This window comes from Roseateles sp. GW821-FHT09H11 (genome assembly GCF_059415845.1).
In genome coordinates this window covers 343990-365781 of the sequence record NZ_JBWKOA010000007.1, presented here as the reverse complement: position 1 = coordinate 365781, position 21792 = coordinate 343990, and the positions used below count along the sequence as shown (strand labels likewise).

The 21792-nt window shown below is 70.3% G+C and carries 20 protein-coding genes; 6 read left to right on the top strand and 14 right to left on the bottom strand.

Going from position 1 to position 21792, the window contains the following annotated elements:
- Positions 1-195: 195 nt before the first annotated feature.
- Entirely contained in the window at positions 196-1287 is a 1092-nt protein-coding gene (locus tag AC07PR_RS23720; RefSeq protein ID WP_495136763.1) for a hypothetical protein, read from the bottom strand.
- 134 nt (positions 1288-1421) lie between these two features.
- On the opposite strand from AC07PR_RS23720, the gene AC07PR_RS23715 reads away from it, so the two are divergent.
- Positions 1422-3833, top strand: coding sequence for an alpha/beta hydrolase family protein (locus tag AC07PR_RS23715; RefSeq protein WP_483108581.1), 2412 nt, complete (start codon positions 1422-1424; stop codon positions 3831-3833).
- Positions 3834-3999: 166 nt separating this feature from the next.
- On the opposite strand, the gene ypfJ is transcribed toward AC07PR_RS23715, so the two are convergent.
- From ypfJ to AC07PR_RS23700, 3 genes are all read right to left on the bottom strand, one after another.
- Positions 4000-4893, bottom strand: coding sequence for a KPN_02809 family neutral zinc metallopeptidase (gene ypfJ / locus AC07PR_RS23710; protein ID WP_483108580.1), 894 nt, complete (start codon positions 4891-4893; stop codon positions 4000-4002).
- A gap of 127 nt (positions 4894-5020) precedes the next feature.
- On the bottom strand, positions 5021-7201 hold the full coding sequence (locus AC07PR_RS23705; protein ID WP_483108579.1) for a sensor histidine kinase: 2181 nt from the start codon (positions 7199-7201) through the stop codon (positions 5021-5023).
- Between the two features lie 15 nt (positions 7202-7216).
- Positions 7217-8074: a substrate-binding periplasmic protein gene (locus AC07PR_RS23700; protein ID WP_483108578.1), complete on the bottom strand. Its 858-nt coding sequence runs from the start codon at positions 8072-8074 to the stop codon at positions 7217-7219.
- A 157-nt stretch (positions 8075-8231) separates the two neighbouring features.
- Between AC07PR_RS23700 and AC07PR_RS23695 the strand changes: the two genes are divergently transcribed.
- Both AC07PR_RS23695 and AC07PR_RS23690 read left to right on the top strand, forming a co-directional pair.
- Positions 8232-8879, top strand: coding sequence for a helix-turn-helix domain-containing protein (locus AC07PR_RS23695; RefSeq protein ID WP_495136762.1), 648 nt, complete (start codon positions 8232-8234; stop codon positions 8877-8879).
- Between the two features lie 28 nt (positions 8880-8907).
- Positions 8908-9627, top strand: coding sequence for a response regulator (locus AC07PR_RS23690; protein ID WP_483108576.1), 720 nt, complete (start codon positions 8908-8910; stop codon positions 9625-9627).
- A gap of 21 nt (positions 9628-9648) precedes the next feature.
- Here the strand turns inward: AC07PR_RS23690 and AC07PR_RS23685 are convergent, their stop codons facing one another.
- Together AC07PR_RS23685 and hemE are read right to left on the bottom strand one after the other, a co-directional pair.
- On the bottom strand, positions 9649-11763 hold the full coding sequence (locus AC07PR_RS23685; protein WP_495136761.1) for a primosomal protein N': 2115 nt from the start codon (positions 11761-11763) through the stop codon (positions 9649-9651).
- Between the two features lie 318 nt (positions 11764-12081).
- A complete protein-coding gene (gene hemE, locus AC07PR_RS23680; protein WP_495136760.1) occupies positions 12082-13176 on the bottom strand; it encodes a uroporphyrinogen decarboxylase in 1095 nt (364 codons plus the stop codon).
- Positions 13177-13262: 86 nt separating this feature from the next.
- On the opposite strand from hemE, the gene AC07PR_RS23675 reads away from it, so the two are divergent.
- Genes AC07PR_RS23675 through AC07PR_RS23665 form a run of 3 tightly spaced genes read left to right on the top strand, consistent with a single transcriptional unit; the run spans position 13263 to position 15551 of the window.
- Positions 13263-13973, top strand: a complete 711-nt coding sequence (locus AC07PR_RS23675; RefSeq protein ID WP_495136759.1) for a LemA family protein — start codon at positions 13263-13265, stop codon at positions 13971-13973.
- A gap of 10 nt (positions 13974-13983) precedes the next feature.
- Positions 13984-15003: a TPM domain-containing protein gene (locus tag AC07PR_RS23670; protein WP_495136758.1), complete on the top strand. Its 1020-nt coding sequence runs from the start codon at positions 13984-13986 to the stop codon at positions 15001-15003.
- Positions 15003-15551, top strand: a complete 549-nt coding sequence (locus AC07PR_RS23665) for a TPM domain-containing protein (RefSeq protein ID WP_377158291.1) — start codon at positions 15003-15005, stop codon at positions 15549-15551. The genes AC07PR_RS23670 and AC07PR_RS23665 overlap by 1 nt, the downstream gene beginning before the upstream one ends.
- A 3-nt stretch (positions 15552-15554) precedes the next feature.
- Here AC07PR_RS23665 and ppk2 read toward each other — a convergent pair whose 3' ends face one another.
- The 8 genes from ppk2 to fabG all read right to left on the bottom strand — a co-directional run bounded on the left by ppk2 (position 15555) and on the right by fabG (position 21755).
- Positions 15555-16445, bottom strand: a complete 891-nt coding sequence (gene ppk2 / locus AC07PR_RS23660; RefSeq protein WP_495136757.1) for a polyphosphate kinase 2 — start codon at positions 16443-16445, stop codon at positions 15555-15557.
- Positions 16446-16563: 118 nt separating this feature from the next.
- On the bottom strand, positions 16564-17409 hold the full coding sequence (locus AC07PR_RS23655) for a D-hexose-6-phosphate mutarotase (protein WP_377158295.1): 846 nt from the start codon (positions 17407-17409) through the stop codon (positions 16564-16566).
- 14 nt (positions 17410-17423) lie between these two features.
- Positions 17424-18149, bottom strand: coding sequence for a 4'-phosphopantetheinyl transferase family protein (locus AC07PR_RS23650; RefSeq protein WP_495136756.1), 726 nt, complete (start codon positions 18147-18149; stop codon positions 17424-17426).
- A 29-nt stretch (positions 18150-18178) separates the two neighbouring features.
- Positions 18179-18781: a hypothetical protein gene (locus AC07PR_RS23645; RefSeq protein ID WP_377158298.1), complete on the bottom strand. Its 603-nt coding sequence runs from the start codon at positions 18779-18781 to the stop codon at positions 18179-18181.
- 55 nt (positions 18782-18836) lie between these two features.
- Positions 18837-19244, bottom strand: a complete 408-nt coding sequence (locus tag AC07PR_RS23640; RefSeq protein ID WP_377158300.1) for a hypothetical protein — start codon at positions 19242-19244, stop codon at positions 18837-18839.
- A gap of 13 nt (positions 19245-19257) precedes the next feature.
- The gene (locus AC07PR_RS23635) at positions 19258-19728 is read right to left on the bottom strand and encodes an excinuclease ATPase subunit (RefSeq protein ID WP_377158302.1); all 471 of its coding nucleotides are present in this window, start codon (positions 19726-19728) and stop codon (positions 19258-19260) included.
- A 54-nt stretch (positions 19729-19782) separates the two neighbouring features.
- Positions 19783-21012 (bottom strand): beta-ketoacyl-ACP synthase, encoded by a 1230-nt coding sequence (locus AC07PR_RS23630; RefSeq protein WP_483108565.1) that lies wholly within the window; start codon positions 21010-21012, stop codon positions 19783-19785.
- Positions 21009-21755, bottom strand: a complete 747-nt coding sequence (gene fabG, locus AC07PR_RS23625; protein ID WP_377158305.1) for a 3-oxoacyl-ACP reductase FabG — start codon at positions 21753-21755, stop codon at positions 21009-21011. Before fabG ends, AC07PR_RS23630 begins: the two co-directional genes overlap by 4 nt.
- Positions 21756-21792 lie beyond the last annotated feature (37 nt).

Below are 21792 nucleotides of genomic sequence, written 5' to 3'. Positions count from 1 at the left end.
ACCCCGCTCGGACAATCCGCCTTCATCGACCGCTGAATGACTCTTCCAAGTCGCTCTGAAGCGCGAACTTGTCGATTCGCATGGGCGTTTCCGATGGGTCCTGCCTCACCCCTGCGGGAGCACTAGTGCATCGAGGTGGGTCGCCGACTCATCGGCGGAAGGACGCGAAGGAGGGCGAAAAGGGGCGCGGCGCGTTCAGGCGCCCCGCAGCAGCAGCCAGGCGACGATCGCCGCCAGGGCCAGGACGAAGGCGAGGCCCGCCAGCCGTTCCGCCCATGACGCGCCGGGGGACGCCGGGCGCTCGTCGTCGGCCTCGAGCGGTGGCGGCAAAGGCAGGAGCGGCATCGGCGCCGACGCTGAGGCTGCAGGGCCGGATCCGGCACGTGGAGCGGCGGGCTCGACCTCGATCCAGTCGCGCACGGCCTGCGCCAGCAGCTGCCGGTCGGTGAACGAGCGCCCGTCCATCATGGCCCGGTCCAGCAACTGGTCCAGGCTCTCGCGCTGCGCGGCCGTCAGCGACATCCACGACTGCAGCGACGCCACGGGCGTGGCGCCGGGTTCGGGTTCTTCCTCGAAGCCGTCCTCGGTCGCGTCGCGTCGCGGCAGCCGGCCGTTGACGAGCATGCCCAGCAGGCGGCCCAACGCGTGGGTCTCGCTGTTGGCGTCGGGGCGGCCGCCGGCGCGTTGACGCGCGTTGGCCAGCGGCTCGGCGGCGCGCACCAGCGCGGCAGGCGCCTGGCTGTCGCGCGGTGCCAGCCCTTGCCCCAGCCAGTGCAGCTGCTGCGCCGGGCTCAACCACAAGGTGCCGGGATCCAGTTCGTGGAGGACCAGGCCATGCACGTGGGCGGCGTCGAGCACATCGATCAGGTCCAGCAGCAATTGCATGCGCCGCTTCAACGGCAGCGCCATCGCCACGCGCAGCAGCGGCGCGCCCTCCATCGCCGGCACCACCAGGTAGGGCAGGCCGGTCGGGCTGAGTCCGCTGTCCAGCGGCGCGCCGAAGGCCGGATGCCGGAAGCGCGACAGCGATTCCGAGTCCTCCGCGAAGCGCATCAGCACCGCCTGCGCATCGGACTCATGGCGGTAGACCAGCGCCAGGCCGGTCTGCGCGGCGGCCTTGCCGTGCTCGACGCGGAACCACACGCCGGAGGCGCACTCGAAGAGCACGGCCGAGACGCGCCAGACGCCCAGCCGCTCGCCGACGGCCGGCACCGCGGCCGGGGCCCGGGGGGCTGGCTCGTGCGGTGCGCGGGGGTCCTGCGCGTGCGGGGCGGGGGGTTCGATCATGGGCGCGAATCCTAGCGCAGCGATACTTCGGCCCCATGTCCTCCCGCGTCCCCTCTGTCGGCCTGAGCCATCCGCCCGTCGGTGCCCTCGACGCCCTTGATGCACCGACGGCGCCCCTCCCGTGGCTCCGGCGCATGACCGTCGCCCTGCTCGCCACGGCGCTTTCCGGGCTGGCTGCCGCGGCGCCCGCGCCGTACAAGCAGCCGTCCGCGGCGATCCGGGAGCTGCTGGACGCGCCGGCGCTGCCGCGGCTCATCCCGTCGCCGGACCGGGCCGCGCTGGCGCTGGTCGAGCAACGCCGCTACACGCCGCTCGAGGAACTGGCGCGACCGGGACTGCGCCTGGCCGGCGCGCGATTCGATCCACGCAACGCCAGCCAGCAGAACCTGATCGCGGTGCAGCGCGTGCGCCTGCGCTCGCTGCTCGACCCGGAGGCCACGGAACGCGACGTCGAGCTGCCGGCCGGCGGCACCTGGCACAACTTCATCTGGGCGCCCGACGGGCAGCGTTTCCTACTGTCCCGGCGCACCGACACGGCGGACGAGCTGTGGGCGGGCGCCACGTCCAACGGCCAGCTCTGGCGCATCTACAACGTGCGGCTGAACAACGCCGTCGATGCCGACGACATCGCCTGGCTGAACGCCCGCGAGGCCGTCGTGCTGACGGTGCCCGACGACCGCGGCGCCCCGCCCAGCCGGGCGCAGACCGGGCCGGCGATCCAGGAGACGCACGGCAAGGCCTCGCCGGAACGCACCTATCCGGACCTGCTGCGCAATCCGCGCGACGAGGACCTGTTCGAGCATTACGCCCGCTCGCAACTGACGCTGATCGACGTCGCCAGCGGACAGAGCCGCGACATCGGCACGCCGGGGCTGTTCACCAGCGTCTCCAGCATCGGCACCGGCCAGGCGCTGCTGACCGAACGGCTGGTGCGGCCGTTCAGCTACAACCTGACCTTCGACGATTTTCCGACCGTGGTCGAGGTCCGCCAGCGCGACGGCAAGGTCATCCGCGAACTGGCCAAGATGCCGCTCAAGCAGGGTGTCGCGATCGACGGCTCGCTGGCGGGACCCCGGGTGTTCTACCCGTCGCCGACGAAGGACGCGGCCATCTATTGGGTCGAGGCGCTGGACAGCGGCAACCCCGCCAACCGCGCGGCGTTCCGTGATCGCGTGATGCGGCTGGATCCGCCCTACACCGGCGATCCTTTCGAGGTGCAGCGCATGCCCTACCGCTTCACGCGGCTGCGCTTCCTGGACGACGGCATCCACGGCCTGCTGACGGAAGAGGACCGCAGCCGGGGCTGGTCGCGGACCTACCTGCTGCCGCTCAACGGCAAGCAGAGCCGGCCCCTGTTCGAGCACTCCGTGCGCGAGCGCTACCGGCATCCGGGCTTTCCGTTCATGCGCACGCTGGCCAACGGCCACCAGGTGGCGCAGACGCTGGGTGGCGACCTGCTGCTGTCCGGCCAGGGCGCGGGCCCGAAGGGCGACCGGCCGTTCCTGGACAAGCTCTCGCTGAAGGACCTGAGCGTGCAACGGCTGTTCCAGTCGGCGGAGGGGGTGTACGAGCAGCCCGTGGCGCTGCTCGAGGATCGCCGGCTGCTGACGCAGCGCGAGACCGAGCACGAGCCGCCCAACCTGGTGCTGCGCGAGAACGGCAAGGTCACGCCGCTGACGCGGATCAAGGATCCGACGCCGCAGTTGAAGGGCGTGCGGCGCGAGCTGGTGAGCTTCAAGCGCAACGACGGCGTGGAGCTCTCGTTCTGGATGTACCTGCCGCCGGACCAGCGCGAGGGTGAGAAGCGACCGGCGCTGGTGTGGGCCTACCCGCTGGAGTTCAACGACGCGGCGATCGCGGGGCAACTGAGCGGATCACCGGGCCGGTACATGAGCTTCTCGGGGATCAGTCCGCTGAACCTGCTGATGGATGGGTACGTGGTGCTGATGGACGCGACGATGCCGGTGGTGGGCGACTCGCGCAACATGAACGACAGCTTCATCGAGCAGATCACCGCCAATGCGCGGGCGATCGTCGACAAGGCTGAGGACCTTGGCACGGTGGACCCGAGGCGGGTGGCGATCGGCGGCCACAGCTACGGCGCCTTCATGGCGGTGAACCTGCTGGCGCACACGAAGCTGTTCCGCTGCGGCATTGCGCGCAGCGGCGCCTACAACCGGACGCTGACGCCCTTCGGATTCCAGAGCGAGCGTCGCTCACTCTGGGACGCAAAGGACGTCTACCTGAAGCTGTCCCCCTTCCTCTTCGCCAACCAGATCAAGGATCCGCTGCTGCTGATTCATGGCGAGGCGGACAACAACTCCGGCACCTTCCCGATGCAGAGCGAGCGCCTGTACCAGGCGCTGGCGGGCCTGGGCGGCACGGCCCGCTACGTCCTGCTTCCTTTCGAGGCGCACGGCTACACCGCGCGCGAGTCCGCCGGCCAGGTGCAATGGGAGATGAGCCAATGGCTGAAGGGCTGCGTGGGCGACCCGCGAGTCGAGCCCAAGCCTCGCCCCACAGCCGGATCCGGCGCCTCGCAGTAACCGGACGGTGTGGACTCGCTTGGCCGGGGCCGCCGGCGAAGCCGAAGCTTCCAGGACTGACTAGGCGCGTTCTGTCTGACCAAAGCGAGCCGCAGGCGAGCGGCGGGAGTTGAGCGCCCCAGCTTCGGCTTCGCCGGCGGCCCCGGCCAAGCGAGTCGCGCTCGACCTAAAGCTGCTTCGCCGAAAACGTATCGCAGTCCCGCAGATCTCCTTGAGCCATCCCCCGCTTGAACCAGCGCTGCCGCTGATCACTGGTGCCATGGGTGAAGCTCTCCGGCACGACCGCGCGCCCGGCGCTGCGTTGAAGCGTGTCGTCGCCGATCTTCGCGGCGGCATTCAACGCTTCGTCGATGTCGCCGGCTTCCAGCCAGCCTTTGGACTGCTGCGAGTGATGGGCCCACACGCCGGCGAAGCAATCGGCCTGGAGTTCCACGCGGACGCTGGTGGCGTTGGCCGCCTGCTCGGACTGACGACGGCGGGCGGCGTCGACCTTGTCGGTGATGCCGAGCAGATGCTGGACGTGGTGTCCGACCTCATGGGCGATGACGTAGGCCTGGGCGAAGTCCCCGGGGGCCCCGAGCCGGTCGCGGAGGGTCTGGTAGAAGCCGAGGTCGATGTAGACCTTGCTGTCGCCGGGGCAGTAGAACGGTCCCATGGCGGCTTGTCCGAGCCCGCAGGCGGTGCGCGACTGGCCTTCGAAGAGGGTCAGCGTCGGCGCCTGGTAGGTCTTGCCGCCGGCCTTGAAGAGCGGCGTCCAGACGTCCTCGGTGTCGGCCAGCACGACGCTGACGAACTTTGCGGGCGTGTCCTGGGGACGGCTGTGCTCGACGGGGCGCTGGGCCGGGCCGGGCGTGGTCTGGACCGCGCTGCCGTCCAGCGCGCTGAGCACCGTCAGCGGATTGATGCCGAACGCCCAGGACGCGAGCAGCGCCACCACGATGCCGCCGATGCCGATGCCGCGTCCGCCGATCATCGGCAGGCCGCCGCCGCCGCGGCTTCCACCGCCGCTGCCGCGCAGATCCTCGACGTTGTCGCTCTCGCGATTGCCTTCCCACTTCATGATGTGCTCCTGATGCCGTCCCGCCGGCACGAACCGCTTGCAAGGATCGCACAGCGCGTGGGATGCGACTGTCGGACGGGGCCCCGAGAGCGCCCTCCCCGTCCCCCTGGATCAGGGGACAAGGCACTCAGTCGGCTGCCTGGGCCTCGCTGCCCGCCGCCAGCGAGTCTTCGGCGGGGAGGATCAGATGGAACTCGGCGCCCCCGCCCTCGCGATTGGCGGCATAGAGCTGGCCGCCGTGCATCTCGACGATCCGCCGGCTGATCGGCAGGCCGAGGCCGGTGCCTCCGGAGCCATCCTTGGTCGCGCTGGATTGGACGAAGGGATCGAAGATGCGCTCCAGTTCGTCGACCGGGATGCCCGGTCCCCGGTCGGCGACGCAGAGGTGCAAGGCCCCCTCGGGCGTGCGACCGCCGCGGAGCTCGATGGTGCCGCCCTGCGGCGCGAACTTGATGGCATTGGCCAGCACGTTGCGCACGGCCTGCTGGAAACGCAGCGGATCGACGCGCCCCGGCATCGGCGCCGGCAGGTCGGCGGCCATCGTCAGCTGGCGCTTCGCGGCCAGCGGCGCGAGCTCACGCATCACCGCGTCGACCGGCCCGCGCAAGTCCTCCGCGCGCAGTTCCAGCGCGCCGACGGCATCGAGCTTGGACGCGTCGAGCAGGTCGTTGACCAGCGCCAGCATCCGCTGCCCGGAGCCGTGGATGTCCGAGAACATCGCCTGCAGCCGCTCCTGCCCGCCGCTGCGCATGATGCCGAGCTCGGAGAACCCGAGGATCGACTGCAGCGGCGTGCGCAGCTCATGGCTGATGTTGGCGAGGAACTCGGTCTTCGTCCGCGAGGCCTCCTCCGCCGCGTCGCGCGCCTGGCGCGTCAGCCGTTCGGCGGCGGCGCGTTCGGTGATGTCGACCGCGCTGCCGGCGTAGCCGAGCAGGTCGCCGTCGCGACGCAGCGGCACCGTGGCGATCTGGTAACGGCGCGGCGCGCCCTCGCCGTTGCGGATCGTGGCCTCGACGCTGCGCACCCCTTCGTCGCCGCCGAACAGGCTCGCCACCGCGTCGCGGTCGGCCGGCTCCGCGATATCGGCCAGCCGGCGCCCCACCGCCTCGTCCGGACGTCCGCGGTGCAGCGTCGTCCAGCGCGCGTTCACGAAGGTCAGCGTGCCCGCCGGGTTGGTCCGGAAGATCACCTCCTGCACGCTCTTGAGCAGCACGCGCATGTCGCGCTCGCGATCGGCGAGCTGCTCATGCGCGCCCTCGAGCGCTTCCACCGCCTCCGCCCGCGCCTGCAGGCTGCGCCGCACGGTGATCGTCGCCAGCGCGATCAGGGCCAGGGCCAGCGCGCCGATCAGCAGCAGCCAGCGCAGCCCCGCATGCCAGCGGGCCAGCACCTCGTCCATCGACTGCTCGACGCCGACCATCAACGGACGCCGCGGCGCCGCGCGGTAGGCGACGATGACCTCGCCCGGCAGCGCGCCGGCGCCGATGTAGGTGTCGTGCTCGCGCCCGCGGCGCAGCCCGTCGAAGGCCGGGTGCCCATCCAGCCGCTGACCGGGCAGCTGATGCAGCGTTTCCATCGCGGCGAGCAACTGCCCGTCGGTCGAGGCCAGCCATGCGGCGCTCCGGCCGGTCGGCAGCGCACGCTGCTGGACCTGCGTCAGCGCGTCCGGATTGATCAGCGCCAGCAGCCAGCGCGGGTCGCGCTCGCGCGTGCCCGGCGAGATGCCCACGGGCGCGGAAGCACCGCTGGCCGGCGCGTCGGGCGACGGCGACAACTGCAGCAGCAGCGGCAGCATGCCGACCGGCGAGCCTCGCGCCGCGCGTCCCTTCGCGAGGTCCGCCAGCCCCCGTCCCGGCCGCAGCGGCAGCAGCAGATCGCGGTCCGGCGCCGGCAGGCGGCCGAAGTCGTCGAGCGGAATCTCCAGGCCGATCTCGTCGGCATTGGTGCTGATCAGCACCCGCCCGCGCGTGTCCAGCAGCGACACGCTGCGGATGAAGGGCAGCCCCACCAGCACATGGCTGAAATGCTCCTCGAGGTGCTGCGCCTCGTGCGGGTCGGCGACCGTGCGCGTCAGCCCGTCGCCGATCGCATGCAGGGACAGCGAGGCGGTCTCGATCGTGCGGCTCGCGTCGCTCTCGAGCACCTGCGCCAGCAGCGCGCCGCGGGCGCGCGCCTCGTCGATCGCTTCCTGGCGGCCGATCCAGGCCGGTCCGATCAGCCCGGCCAGCGTGCCCGCCCCGACGGCCACGCCCGCCCACAGCGTCGCACGACGCAGACGCAGGAGGGATCGGACGGCCGGACCGAGCATCGCTGCGACTCCGCCTCAGGGCACGACGATCGCGCTCAGGCCGTGGCGCTCCGCGGCGGCGCGCAGGCGGCCGTCGCGCTTGATGCGCCCGACGAATTCGTCCAGCCGCGCCAGCCAGACGGCATCGCCGCGCTTGATCGCGTAGGCATACGGCAGGACGTGGAAGGGCTTGGGCGACGCGATCAGCTGCGCCCAGTCGGCGTTGTCCAGCAGCCGGCGGCTGTACGGATAGTCGGTCATGAAGACGTCGGCGCGGCCGGACTCCAGTTCGCGCTCGCGCGTCGCGGGGGGCTGCACCACCAGCAGCGTCGCGCGCTTGAGCGTGTCGCGCATCACCTGCTCCGTCGACGTGCCGGTCTGCACGGCGACCACCACGCCCGGCTGATCGATGTCCTCCCAGCGCTTGACGACGCGGCTCGCGCGACTCGCAATGGCGTAGATGTCGCTCTGCAGATAGGGCTGCGTGAAGGACAGGGCCACCGCCCGCTGCGGCAGCACGGCGACGGCGAACATCGCGACGTCGCATCGCTCCGCCTCGAGGTCCGGGATCAGGCGCCGGAACGAGGACTCGACGTACCGCAGGCGAACGCCGAGTTCCTTGGCCAGTTCATTGGAAAGATCGATGTCGATGCCGCTGAGCGTCTCGTCACGCGGATGCCGGTAGGTGATGCCGTAGTAGTCCGGCCAGATGCAGACGCGGAGCACGCCGTGGGCGAGCACGCGTTGCAGCGCCGGGCTGGCGGCGGCGTTGACGGGCGCAGGCGCGGACGCCGGGGCGCTCCACGCGCCCGGCGCCACCGCCACCAGCAGTCCCGCGGCCCAGGTCCGGGCCAGCCGGACCGTCGCGGCCTGTGCGGTCCATCGCTTCGTCATCGCATCTCCTCGGCTCCGGATTGCACCAGAGTTCGCGCCACCCGACCGCGAGGGATGCCCCCACCCGCCACCGAAGTCACACCCGATATCAGTTTTATCGCTTATAAATGGGGATATTGCCCACCTACAAGTTTGGTTAATTCGGCAAAATCGACTCATGACAGCCATTGCCCGTACACCTGACGACATGCAAGAGGATTTCAGCACGCGCGAAGTGGCGCAGCGCCTCGGCATGGCCGTCCGATCGGTGCAGCTGATGGTCGACCGCGGAGAGCTCCAGGCCTGGCGCACGCCGGGCGGGCACCGCCGGATCCTGCGGGCGTCGCTGGACGCGTGGCTGACCGGCCGCGGCCTGGCGCCGACCAAGCCGGCCGACCTGGCGCCCGCCGACGGCGCCCCGCAACGGCTGAAGGCGTTGCTGATCGAGGACTCGGTCCACTACCAGAACCTCGTCATGCTGCTGGCGCAGCAGGAGTTCCCCGACCTGGACCTGCACACGGCCAACGACGGCATCGGCGGTCTGGTCATGTACGGGCAGCTGCAGCCCGAGATCCTGCTGGTCGACATCCTGCGGCCCGGCATCGACGGCGCGGCGCTGGTGACCAGCCTGCGCTCGCAGCCGCAGTTCGCCAGCAGCGAACTGATCTTCGTCACCGCGCTCGACGAGCAGCAACGGGCGCCCTACGCGTTCGCGCTGGCCGGCCTGCCGCTGGTGCACAAGCCTCGGCTCGTGACCGATCTGCCGCCGCTGCTCGGCGCCGCCATCCAGCGCATCCAGGCCCGTCAGCCGCAGTTCGCCGGTTGAAGCCGGTCGACCTCGGCGGGTTTTGATCATGGCGTCCCGCGTCCGGGTCCTCCTGGTAGAGGACGACACCACCCTGCAACGCTTCGTTGCCATGGCCCTGGAGGACGACGAGGTGCGCCTGCAGGCCTGCATCTCCGTCGACGAGGCGCTGCTCGCGCTCGCGACCCAGAGCTTCGACCTGGTCATCAGCGACCTGATGCTGCCAGGGCGGCACGGCCTGGACCTGCTGCAGACGCTCAAGCAACGGCCCGAGCTGCGCGGCACGGCGCGGCTGGCCGTGTTCAGCGCCGGACTCAACCCGGCCGTGCGCGAACAGCTGGAGGCGCTCGGCGTGACGCGTTTCCTGTCCAAGCCCTGCTCGCTGGGGGATCTGCAATCCTGCCTGGACGGCCTGCGCGACGCGACGCCGGCGGCGGCGATGCCGTCGATCCACCAGGCGGCCATCGAACAGTACTTCGGCGGCAACGCCGCGCTGTACCAGGCCTTCCTCGCGCGCTGCCGGATGCAGTTCCCGCTTGACATCGCCAACGGGCGCCTCGCCTGCGAACGCGGTGAGCACGTCAAGCTGCGCCATCTCGCGCACAGCCTGAAGAGCGTGCTGCTGACGCTGGGGCACACCGAGGCGGCCGAGGTCGCCCGGCAGCTGGAGCTCGACGCGGAACAGGCCGCGACGGGGTCCGAGGACGCCCTCGCCGCCGCACGCGCCGCCTGGCCGGTGCTGGAAGAAGCGCTCTCGCGCCTGCTCTGAATCCGCGGCGATCGGGCTTCCCTAGATCGCCAACGGATCCACGTCTACCGCCCACCGCGTCAGGCCCTTCTGACGGCGCTTGAGCGCGTGCAGCTCGGGCAGCCAGGCGCGCAGGAAACGCTGGAGCTGCGCGCGGTTGCCGGCTTCGATCAGCATCTGGAAGCGCTCGCTGTCGGCCACCCGCGCGATGGCCATCGGCACCGGCGGATAGAGCAGCAGGCCCAGCGACAAGGGCAGCGCCTGCGCCGCCTCCTGCGCGGCGGTGAGGAAATCGCGCGCGGCCTCGACGCTGCGCCCTTCCGCCCGTACCAGCGCCAGATGCGCGAACGGCGGCAGGTTCGCCGTCATCCGCTCATGCAGCTGGCTGCCGGCGAAGGCCTCGTAATCGTGCTTCTGCAGCGACTGGTAGAGCGCGTGCTCGGGATACCAGGTCTGGATCCACATCTCGCTCGCGGCCGCCTGCGCGGCGTCGCGCCCCGCGCGGCCGCCCGCCTGCATCAGCAGCGAGAAGAGCCGCTCCGGCGCGCGGAAGTCGCTGCTGAACAGCGCGCCGTCCGGGTTCACGGCGGCCACCAGCGTGATGCGGCGGAAGTCGTGGCCCTTGGCGATCATCTGCGTGCCCACGAGGATGTCGACGTCGCCGTCATGCACCGCGGCCAGCTGCGTTTCCAGGCTGCCCTTGAGCCGGGTCGTGTCCGCGTCGATGCGCGCCACCCGCGCGCCGGGCAACGCCAGGGCGAGCTGCTCCTCCAGCCGCTCCGTGCCGCGCCCCAGCGGGGCGATGTCCGGGTTGCCGCAGGACGGGCAGGCGCGCGGCACGCGCGTCGTCACGCCGCAGTGGTGGCAGCGCAGCGTCCGGTCCTCCTTGTGGAAGACCTGGTGCGCGCTGCAATGCGGGCAGTCGCTCTTCCAGTTGCACTGGTCGCAGTGCAGCACCGGCGCGTAGCCGCGGCGGTTCAGGAACACGAGGCTCTGCTCGCCACGCTCCAGCCGCTTGCGCATCGCGTCCAGCAGCGGCACCGACAGCGCCGTCGTCACGCCCTTCTTGCGTTCGAGCCGGTTCATGTCGAAGAGCCGGACGCGCGGCAGCGCGCCGCCGCCGATGCGCTCGGTGAGATCGATGCGCCGATAACGGCCGCCGAGCGCGTGCTGCCAGCTTTCCAGCGACGGCGTCGCCGAGCCGAGCACCACCGGCACCTTCTCCAGATGGCCGCGATAGACGGCCAGATCGCGCGCGGAGTAGCGCGCACCGTCCTGCTGCTTGTAGGAGGGGTCGTGCTCCTCGTCGACGACGATCAAGCCCAGTCGCGGCATCGACGCGAACACCGCCAGCCGCGTGCCCAGCACCAGCTGCGCGCGCCCCAGGTGCGCCGCGAGCCAGTTGCGCAGGCGCTGCGCCGGCGTCAGCGCGCTGTGCAGCGACACGATCGAACGACCCGCGAAGCGCTCGGCGAAACGTGCCTCGAGCTGCGGCGTCAGGTTGATCTCGGGCACCAGCACGAGGACCTGCTGCCCGCGTTCCAGCGCGGCTTCGGCGGCGCGCAGGTAGATCTCGGTCTTGCCGCTGCCGGTCAGTCCCCACAGCAGCGCGGGCGGTGGGGCGTCGCGGCCGGCCAGCTCGGCCAGCGCGTCCAGGGCCGCCTGCTGCTGCGCGGTCAGCGCCGGGCGCTCCGGCGAGGCCGGCGACCCGTCCTGCACTTCGGCCACGGCCTTCGCCGCTGCCGCATCGGCCTTGTCGAGCTTCTTCAGCCGCGCCTGCAGCTGCTTCGCGTCGAGGTCCCGCAGTTGCGGCGGGAGCACCGCCAGCGCCAGCTCGCCGACGCTGCGCTGGTAGTACTGCGCGGCGAAGTCGAGCAGCCGGCGCCAACGATCGGACAAGGGCGGCAACGCATCGAGGGCCTCGCCCACCGGACGCAACTCCGACTCGGGCAGTTGCTCTTCCTCGGGCAAGTCCTGGCCCTCGGGCAGGTCGTCCCACACCAGCCCCATCACGTCGCGGCGGCCCAGCGTCACATGCACCAGGGTGCCGGGGGTCAAGTCTTGCGGGCCGAGGTAATCCAGCGGCCCGGTCAGCCCGCTGTGCTGCGGCGCCTCCACGGCCACCCGCACGCGGCGCAGGGGCGGACCCTCGCTCATCGGCCCTGCCCCCGGCGCCGGATATCACCGCTCGCGCCGTCCCCTCCGGCCTCCACCGGCCATGAGGAAAACGCGCCAAGTGCCTGATTTCCAAAGGTGTTCACAATGGGGTCGAAAGCCTGTGGATAACTTTGTGGGAAACGCGCTGGCTTTTCTGGGGCCGCCCGGATTGGCGCCGCGGCGCCTCTCGGGCGTCAAATTCCGGGGAAACGCGGACACCCCTTTGAAATCAACGACTTACGCGCCCATCGGGGAAAGCCCTAGCTCCGATGCCACGCATGTGCTGCGTTTCGGTGACATGCACGAATTTGGGGATAACTACGCCGTGCCCTTGCGCAGTTTGCGCGAATGCTTATGCACTTCGTCGACCAGTTCGGCGACGCTTTCCGGCGGCGTGAACTGGCTGATGCCGTGGCCCAGGTTGAACACGTGTCCGCCCCAGCCGCCGTCCGCGCGCTGCGGCGCGCCGAAGCTGTCGAGCACCGCGCGCGCCTGCTCGCGTACCGCGGCCGGCGGCGCGAACAGGACGTTCGGATCGAGGTTGCCTTGCAGCGCGACGCGGTCCTGCACCTGCGCCCGCGCGCGGCCGAGGTTGACCGTCCAGTCCAGGCCGACGACGTCGGCGCCGGCCGTGGCGATCTCGTCCAGCCACAGCCCGCCGCCCTTGGTGAACAGCAGCTTGGGGATGCGGCGGCCGTCGTGTTCGCCCTTGAGCTGCGACAGCACGCGGCGCGAATACGCCAGGCTGAACTGCTGGAACTGGCCGTCGGCCAGCACGCCACCCCAGGAATCGAACACCATCACCGCCTGGGCGCCGGCCTCGATCTGCGCGTTCAGGTAGGCGGCGACCGCATCGGCGTTGATCGACAGGATGCGGTGCATCAGGTCGGGACGCGCGTACATCAGGCTCTTGACGTGGCGGTAGTCGTCGGAGCCGCCGCCCTCGACCATGTAGCAGGCCAGCGTCCACGGGCTGCCCGAGAACCCGATCAGCGGCACGCGGCCGTTCAGCGCGGTCCGGATCGAGGTCACCGCGTCGAAGACGTAGCGCAGCTTGTCCATGTCCGGCACGGCCAGCGCGTTCACGGCGGCCTCGTCGCGGACGACCTTCTCGAACTTCGGACCCTCGCCCTGCGCGAACGACAGACCCAGGCCCATCGCGTCCGGCACGGTCAGGATGTCGCTGAACAGGATCGCCGCATCCAGCGGATAGCGCTCCAGCGGCTGAAGGGTGACCTCGGTCGCATAGTCCCTGTTGGTGGCCAGCCCCATGAAGCTGCCCGCCTTGGCACGCGTGTCGCGGTACTCGGGCAGGTAGCGGCCCGCCTGACGCATCAGCCAGACGGGGGTGTACTCGGTGGGTTCGCGCAGGCAGGCGCGCAGGAAGACGTCGTTCTGAAGGGGGGCGCTCATGGGGAGGGGATTATGCTCGGGCCCCCCGCTCTTGAATTCCGGGACCCGGCACACGATATGCCGCTGCGCACTAGGAGGATCCGCTGATGACTTCGACCCTGTCCCGCCCATTCAACGCCATTCGCTCGTCGCTCCGCGCCACCGCGGCCGCCGCGCTGATCGTGGGCGCGCCGATGGCGCTCACCGGCTGCGGCTACAACGAGTTCCAGAGCCTGGACGAGCAGGTCAACGCCAGCTGGTCCGAGGTGCTCAGCCAGTACCAGCGCCGCAGCGACCTGATCCCCAACATCGTCAACACGGTGAAGGGCGAGGCCAGCTTCGAGCAGGACACGCTGACCAAGGTCGTCGAGGCGCGCGCCAAGGCCACCAGCATCCAGGTCACGCCCGAACTGGCGCGGGACCCCGCCGCGCTGCAGAAGTTCCAGGCCGCGCAGGGCGAGCTCTCCGGCGCGCTGAGCCGGCTGATGGTCGTCAGCGAACGCTACCCGCAGCTGCAGGCCAACCAGGGCTTCCGCGACCTGCGCGTCCAGCTTGAGGGGACGGAGAACCGCATCACCGTTGCACGCAACCGTTACATCAAGTCGGTGCAGGAATACAACGTGCTGACCCGCCGCTTTCCGACCAACCTGACGGCGAAGGTCTTCGGCTACGACACCAAGCCCAACTTCACCGTGCAGAACGAGGCGGCGATCTCCGCGCCGCCGACGGTGAGCTTCGACAAGCCGGCCACGCCCGCCACCCCGCCGGCGACGACAACGCCGGTCCCGGCCCCGGCGGCCTCGCCCGCGTCGAACTGAGGCCCCGCGCATGCGGGCGGCCTCGCTCCCGTTGCCGCACCGGCGGCTGTCGTCGCATCACTTGTCGCGACACGTGTGGCGGTTGCTGGCGCTGGTCTTCTTCGGCCTGCTGATGAGTGTCGGCATGCTGCCGCGCGCGCGGGCGCAGGACGTCCAGCCGATACCCCCGCTCAGCGGCCGCGTCATCGACCAGACCGGGACGCTGAGCGCCGCGCAGCGCGAGGCGCTCGACGCGAAGCTGGCCGCCTTCGAGCGCGAGGCCGGCCCGCAGATCGTGGTGCTGATGGTGCGCACGACCGCGCCGGAGGACATCGCCGCGTTCGCGCAGCGCCTCGGCGACGAGTGGAAGATCGGCCGCCGCGACGTCGGGGACGGGCTGCTGGTCATCGTCGCGAAGGACGACCGGCGCATCAACATCCAGACGGCCAAGGCGCTCGAGGGCGCGGTGCCCGACCTCGCCGCCCGGCAGATCATCGAGCGCGACATCACGCCCGCGTTCAAGGCCGGCGACTACGCCGGGGGACTGAACCGCGCGATCGACTCGCTGCAGGCGCGCATCCGCGGCGAGCACCTGCCGGCGCCGACGCCGCGGTCATCGAAGTCCGGCGGCGGCCACAACATCGACATCGGCGAGATCGCGATGATCGCCTTCCTCGCCGTGCCGCTGGTGGGCGCGGTGCTGACCTCGATCTTCGGCCGCAAGATCGGCAGCCTGTTCACCGGCGTCGGCGCGGGCGCCGTCGGCTGGGGCCTGAGCAACAGCCTGCTGCTGGGTGCCGGCGCGGCGGTCGCGTCGCTGATCCTGGTCGGCGTGCTCGGCATCGGCGCGGCGCGACGGCGCAGCGCGAGTCCTTCCTACAGTGGTTACCGGCGCAGCGCCCATGGGTCCGGGGGCATCTCGCCGCCGATCATCTGGGGCGGCGGTGGTGGCGACGGCGGCGGCAGTTGGGGTGGCGGCAGCGACGGCGGCGGCTTCTCGTCCGGCGGCGGCGGCGACTTCGGCGGCGGCGGCGCTTCGGGAGACTGGTGATGGACCGACCCACCGATCACGACGTCCGCCACGCCGGCGACACGAGCCGGCTGGGGCGCTTCTTCCGCCACCGCTTCTGGGACGAGGCCGACGTGCGGCGCGTGCTGCCGGCCGCGGCGCTGGCGCGCCTGTCCGCGCGGGTCACCGAGAGCGAGCTGAGCCACGCCGGCGAGATCCGCCTGTGCGTGGAAGCCAGCCTGCCGATCAGCTACCTGTGGCGCGGCCTGACGGCGCGACAGCGCGCGCTGGCGCTGTTCGGCAAGCTGCGCGTCTGGGACACCGAGCACAACAACGGCGTGCTCATCTATCTGCTGCTCGCGGAGCACGCGATCGAGATCGTCGCGGACCGCGGATTGAACCGGCGCGTCAGCGCGGCGCAATGGCAGCCCATCGTCGACGGGCTGCGGGAGTCGCTGCGCGGCGGTCAGTTCGAGCAGGGGCTGGTGGAAGCGATCCGTGCCGTCGAGGCGCTGCTGGCGCAGCACTTCCCGCCCGAAGCCGGCGCGGTGCCGCGCAACGAGCTGCCGGACGCCGTCGTGGTGCTCTGAGATTCAAAGGCTCTTGATCGGCTTGAGCTTCCAGCCGAAGCGCTCTTCCTTCAGACCGCCCTTCATCGGCGGGAACTTCAGTTCCTTCGCCGGCACGGTGACGTCGGGCAGATGGTCCAGCAGGTGTCGGATCACGGTCAGGCGGCCGCGGCGTTGATCGTTGAAGTCGACCAGCGTCCAGGGCGCCTGCTTCGTGTGCGTGTGTTCGAGCATGCGGTCGCGCGCGCGGCCGTAGTCCTCGTAATGCTGTCGCGCCTGGAGGTCGATCGGCGAGAGCTTCCACTGCTTCAGCGGATCCTCGGCGCGCTCGGCGAAGCGCTCTTCCTGCTGCTGCTGATCGACCGTCAGCCAGTACTTGAACAGCAGCACGCCGTCGTCGACGAGCAGCCGCTCCAGCACCGGCGCCTGCTTCAGGAAGTCCTCCGTCTGCTGCGGCGTGCAGAAGCCCATCACCGCCTCGACGCCGGCGCGGTTGTACCAGCTGCGGTCGAAGAGCACGATCTCCCCCGCCGACGGCAGGTGTGTCAGGTAACGCTGGAAGTACCACTCGCCCTGCTCGCGCTCGCTGGGTTTGCCCAGCGCGACGGTGCGGCACTGGCGCGGACTCAGCGTCTCGGAGATCGCGCTGATGACGCCGCCCTTCCCGGCAGTGTCGCGGCCCTCAACGATGATCAGCAGCCGCTTGCGCGTGTGCTGCAGCCAGCGCGCGAGGTTGTTGAGCTCGACCTGCATCGGCTGCAGGCGGTCCAGGTAGTCCGACTTCGACAGCTTGCCGTTCTTGCCGCTGCCCTTGTCGTTGCTGCCCTTGTCGCTGCTGCCTTTGTCGTTGCCGCCTTTGGCGCTGCTCCTGTCGTCGCTGCGCTTGCCACCGCTCTTGGACTTCTTGTCGGCCATGCTGTCTCCGTGCCGTGAAGGACGGGCCAGCTTACCGCGCATCACCGCCAACGCGGGGGTGGCGCCGCGGCCGCCGTGCTGCTGCTGCGCTGCTACGGCGATGCGCCGATGCGGCGGATCAGAGCAGTTCGAGCGTCTGCATCCCCGCCCAGGTCTCGCCCGGCGGCAGCTCGATCGGCTTGAGCACCTGCGCGGCCTCGACGCACAGCATCTGCTTCCAGCCGCCCTCGGGCATGTCGGCGAGCGCGTCGCCCTTCTCCTGGCCGGGATTCCAGATCACGGCGTCGGTGAAGCCCTGCTGGCGGATCGCCACGCGGCGGTCGCCGTCGCGCAGGGTCAGGTCGTGCCGGGCGTCCTGGTAGATGCGATCCATCTCGCCGTCCAGACGCAGCAGGTCTTCGTGCTGGGTGCCCGCGCGTTCGGCGGCGGAGTCCCAATACGCCAGACCCGACAGTCCTTGCACCGAGGCCGACATGATCTGCGTCAGCCGCAGGTAGGTGTGCAGCGCAGCGGTGAAGGACAGCGGCGCGTCGCCCTTGTTCTCACAGGCGAGCTCGATCTGCAGCGCGCGGCCGGCGATGCGGATGCTGATCTCGGCCTCGAAGGCATGCGGCCAGACCATGCGGGTGGCGTTGTCGTCGCTCAGGCGCAGGACGGCGAGCGCGTCTTCCTTGCCCGACTCGGCGCTGACCAGCTGCCAGGGCTTGCCGCGCGCGAAGCCGTGGCGCTGCAGCGGGCCGCGGGTCGCGAACTGCGGAAAGATCACCGGCACGCCGCCGCGGATCGCCTGGCCGGTGGCGAAGGCGCTCTTCGGCGACAGGAAGAGCTGCTCATCGGCGCCGGCAGGCACCCACGACACCAGATGGGCGCCATGCAGCAGCAGCGTCGCGCGGGCGCCGCCGGGGGCGCGGAGTTCAAGGGCTTCGAGGCCCTGGTGACGGGTGATGGCGATCGGGGTGGACATGGGCGACAACAACTTCAGGCGGAGGGCCGCGATTCTAGGAGTTGCCAGCGCAGCGGTTCGCCGGCCATCTCCTCGGGAAGGTCATGCGGGCGCAGACCGCGCCCCGGGAGAGCGCCCTCCACGACGACGGCGAGCATCAGGCCAAGGCCTTCCGCGCGGGCGCAGGCGCAGTCCGCGCGAGGCCCGTCGGTATCTGCATCGGCATTGGCCGACACGCCGACGTCGTCGAGCGGGAGGAAGTCGAGCGCACGCATCTGCGCGAAGTCGAGGCCACGGCCCCGGCACTTCAGCCAGGCTTCCTTGAGCGTCCACCAGCCGTAGAAGACCGCGAGCGCGTCGACGTCGCGGCCCTGGGTCCGCAGCCGCTCGATCTCCGCGCATTGCGCCTCGCCGTGCACCTGCCGCGACAACGCGAGCAGGTCGCCGCGACGTGGCCGCAGCACTTCGAGGTCGACGCCGATGGGCAGCGCGCAAGCGCCGGCGAACAGCCAGTCGCCGCTGTGGGAGAGATTCACGTGGCCTGACGGCAGCGTGCTGCGTCCGTCGGCATCGATGTCGGGCGGTACGGCCGTCAGTTGCCGCAGCAACCGACGTCCTTCGACGAAGCGCTTCCGCGCGTCGTCGTTGCGGCGTCCCGCGAGCCGGGCGCGCTCGCCCGGCAGCAGGTCTTCGGGCGACAGCGGCGGACCGGACAGACCGGTCCGCGTCGTCAGCGCCAGGCGAAGGAACGGCGGCGACACGCGACTTTGATCGCCTGCCGCCATCCTCGTCACTTGGCGGTGGCAGTGGCGGGAGCGAGCGCCTTGTCGTCCGCGCCGGTCGGGCCGCCCTTGGCGACGCTGTAGTTCGCCAGCACGTAGCCGCTGGCCAGGTTGGCGACACGGGTCAGCATGATGTTGTCATGCACGCCCATCACGAAGCCAGCGGCCATGGCGTCGGCGCGCTGGAAGAACTCCGGCGTCGCGACCACGCGGCCCTTGTCGTCGATGATGCGCAGACGCAGCAGCACGCCCGAGCTGCCGGCCAGCGGTCCCAGCAGGATGCGCTTGGCGCCGTGCGTGAACTGCAGCTGCTCGAGCACTGGCAGGATGGTCAGCTTGCGGCCGTTGTCCGGGCCGGCGTTCCACTCGGGCAGCGCGGTGGACAGATCCTTGGTCAGGTTCTCCTGGATCTTGGCCACGCCCGCCGGGCTGGCCTTGATGCCGTCCGCCACGCGCAGCGGCTGCACTTCGATGCGGCCGAAGGCCTTGAAGGCTTCCGTGGGCGGCGGGTTGTCGAGCGCGGTGGCCTTGACCCGGGTGGCGCAGCCCTGCAGGGCGGCAAGGCCCATCAGGCCGGCGATCGCGAAGACGCGAAGGAAATGACGACGCATGGAGAACTCCCTGAAAAGTCGTTGTTGTGGTTGAGAAAAGGAAAACGGCGCGCGCTCAACGGCGCGCCGCGGCTTGGATGTCCTTGGTCAGGGACGGCAGCCACTTGTTGTAGTTGGGATGGATCTGAGGAACACCGTCCTTGACTTCATAGCCCAGCTCGCGGCTGGACACGTAGCTCATCTGCAGGCTGTCCGCGTCATAGGCCACGGCGATGACGCACTCGATGCGGCCGTTGTCCTTCGTGTAGACGAGCTCGATCCGACCGGGCTCTTCCTTGCCAGGCCGCCAGCCGCGCTTGGCGCTGCCCTCGACGATGGACTTCCTCATGAGCTCGACCCCGGGCGTCCGGCCGTCGATGTTGGTGATGGTGGTCCGCCCGGGTTCCACCATCGGCACGGAATCGCGCGCCTGCGACAGCGTGGTGGCCGCGATCAGCGCGGCGGCAATCAGGAAACGCTTCATGTCGACCCTCCGATCAGTTGGCAACCTTGGCGTACGTGCCCTTGAGCGCGACGCCGATGATCACGCCGCCGGCATGGCATTCGAAGGTGGTGTCGCTGCGGGTCTCGTTCTTCTTGTAGTAGCTGACCATGTCGACCACGGCGTTGGCGCCTTGGCGTTTGGCGCTGTTCTGGAACTGGATCAGCGCGCTCAGGGCGGCCCACTTGCAGCCGAACTCGTCGGACTTGCCGATGCCGTTGGTCTTCTGGTTGGAGCTGTCCGAGCCCATGCGCTTCTCGACGCGAGGCGTCTTGGCGCCGGCCAGGAAGAACTTGACCGAACCGTCGAGCTTGCCTTCGGCTTCCGGCATGGCGAGCACGTCGGCCAGCGGGATGTTCAGCACCGTGTCGCGCGCCTGCGCGGCTCCGGCGGCCAGGCCCAGCGCGGCGACGCCGACGGCCAGCGAGCGCTTCATGACGAGGGCGTACTTGTTCTTCGTGGTCATGGATTCCCTTTCTTGAGGACGGTGGTGAGGGGGGCCGGTCCGCAATCGCGGCCCTCAGATCCGGCGGAAGATCAGCGACGTGTTGATGCCGCCGAACGCGAAGTTGTTGCTCATCACGAGGTCGGTCTGCAGCGCGCGGCCGTCGCCGGTCACGTAGTCCAGCTCGCCGCAGCGCGGGTCGACCTCGGTCAGGTTGAGCGTCGGGGCGAACCAGCCCTCGCGCATCATCTCGATGGTCATCCACGCTTCGAGCGCGCCGCACGCGCCCAGCGTGTGGCCCATGTAGCTCTTCAGCGAGGAGATCGCGACCTTCGGCCCGAACACCTCGTTCGTCGCGCGCGACTCGGCCACGTCGCCGTGCTCGGTGGCGGTGCCGTGCGCATTGACGTAGGGGATCGCGGCCGCATCGAGGCCGGCGCTCTCCAGCGCCAGGCGCATCGCCTGCGCCATCGTCGGCGCGTTGGGCTGCGTGACGTGGCAGCCGTCGCTGTTGGTGCCGAAGCCGATCACCTCGGCCAGCATCGTCGCGCCGCGCGCCTTGGCGTGCTCGTAGTCCTCCAGCACGAAGGTGCAGGCGCCCTCGCCCAGCACGAGGCCGTCGCGATGGACGTCGAACGGGCGCGGCGTCAGCGACGGGCTGTCGTTGTGCTTGACGCTGGTGGCGAACAGCGTGTCGAAGACCGCCGCCTCGGTGGCGTCGAGTTCCTCGGCGCCGCCGGCCAGCATCGCGACCTGCTGGCCGCTGCGCACCATCTCGTAGGCGTAGCCCAGGCCCTGGCTGCCCGACGTGCAGGCGCTGCTGGTCGTGACGACGCGGCCGGTCAGGCCGAAGGTGACCCCGATGTTCACCGGCGCCGTGTGCGACATCATCTTGATGTAGGTCGTGGCGTTGATGCCCTCGGTGCTCTTCTCCAGCAGCATGCGGCCGAAGTCGCCGATCGCCTTGGGCGTCCCGGCGGAGGATCCGTAGGACACGCCGACCTTGCCGCCCTTGAGCACCGGATCGCCGAGCAGACCGGCCTGCTCGAGCGCCATCTCGCTCGCACGCACCGCCATCAGCGCGACGCGGCCCATGCTGCGCGTGGTCTTGCGGTTGTAGCGGACCGGGTCCAGTTGGAACGGTGCGGCGGGCACGCCGACGCGGGTGTTCAGACCCTCGTACTCGTCCCACTCGTCGATGTGCTGAACGGCATTGCGGCGGCTGCGCAGGTGGGCCAGCACCGAGGCCCAATCGCAGCCCAACGGGCTGATCGCCCCAATGCCCGTGACGACCACGCGCCTCATCCCACCATTCCTCCGTTGACCGAGATCACCTGTCGGGTGATGTAGGCCGCGTCCTTGCCCATCAGGAAGGCCACCGTGGCGGCCACCTCCTCCGGTGTCCCGACGCGTTGCGCCGGGATCAGCTTCATCGCTTCCTCGAGGACCCGCTCGTCCACCATCTCGGTGGCGATCAGGCCGGGCGCGACGCAGTTCACCGTGATCTGCCGGCTGGCCAATTCGACCGCCAGCGCTTTTGTGGCGCCGATGATACCGGCCTTGCTGGCGCTGTAATTGACCTGACCCCGGTTGCCCATGACACCCGACACGGAAGCCAGCGTCACGATGCGACCCGGCTTGCGGCGGCGCACCAGCGGCATCGTCAGCGGGTGCAGCACGTTGTAGAACGCATCCAGGTTGGTGTGGATGACCTGGTCCCAGTCCTCGCCGCTGAGCGCCGGGAAGGCGCCGTCCCGGGCGATGCCGGCGTTGCAGACGACGCCGTAGTAGCAGCCGTGCGCCTCGACATCGGCCAGCAGCGCGGTCGACGCGGCCTCGCGGTCCGCGACGTCGAACTGCAGCACGCGGGCCTGGCGGCCCAGGGCCGTGATCTCGGCGGCGACGGCGTCGGCTTCCTCGACGCGGCTGCGGCAATGCACCACCACGTCGTAGCCGTCGCGCGCCAGGCGCAGCGCCACCGCGCGCCCGATGCCCCGGCTGGAGCCGGTCACCAGGACGGTGTCGTTGGAATCGTTGTTGTTCTTCATGGAGCGGGGTAAGCGTTCTTCTTTGGAATTCTCGTCG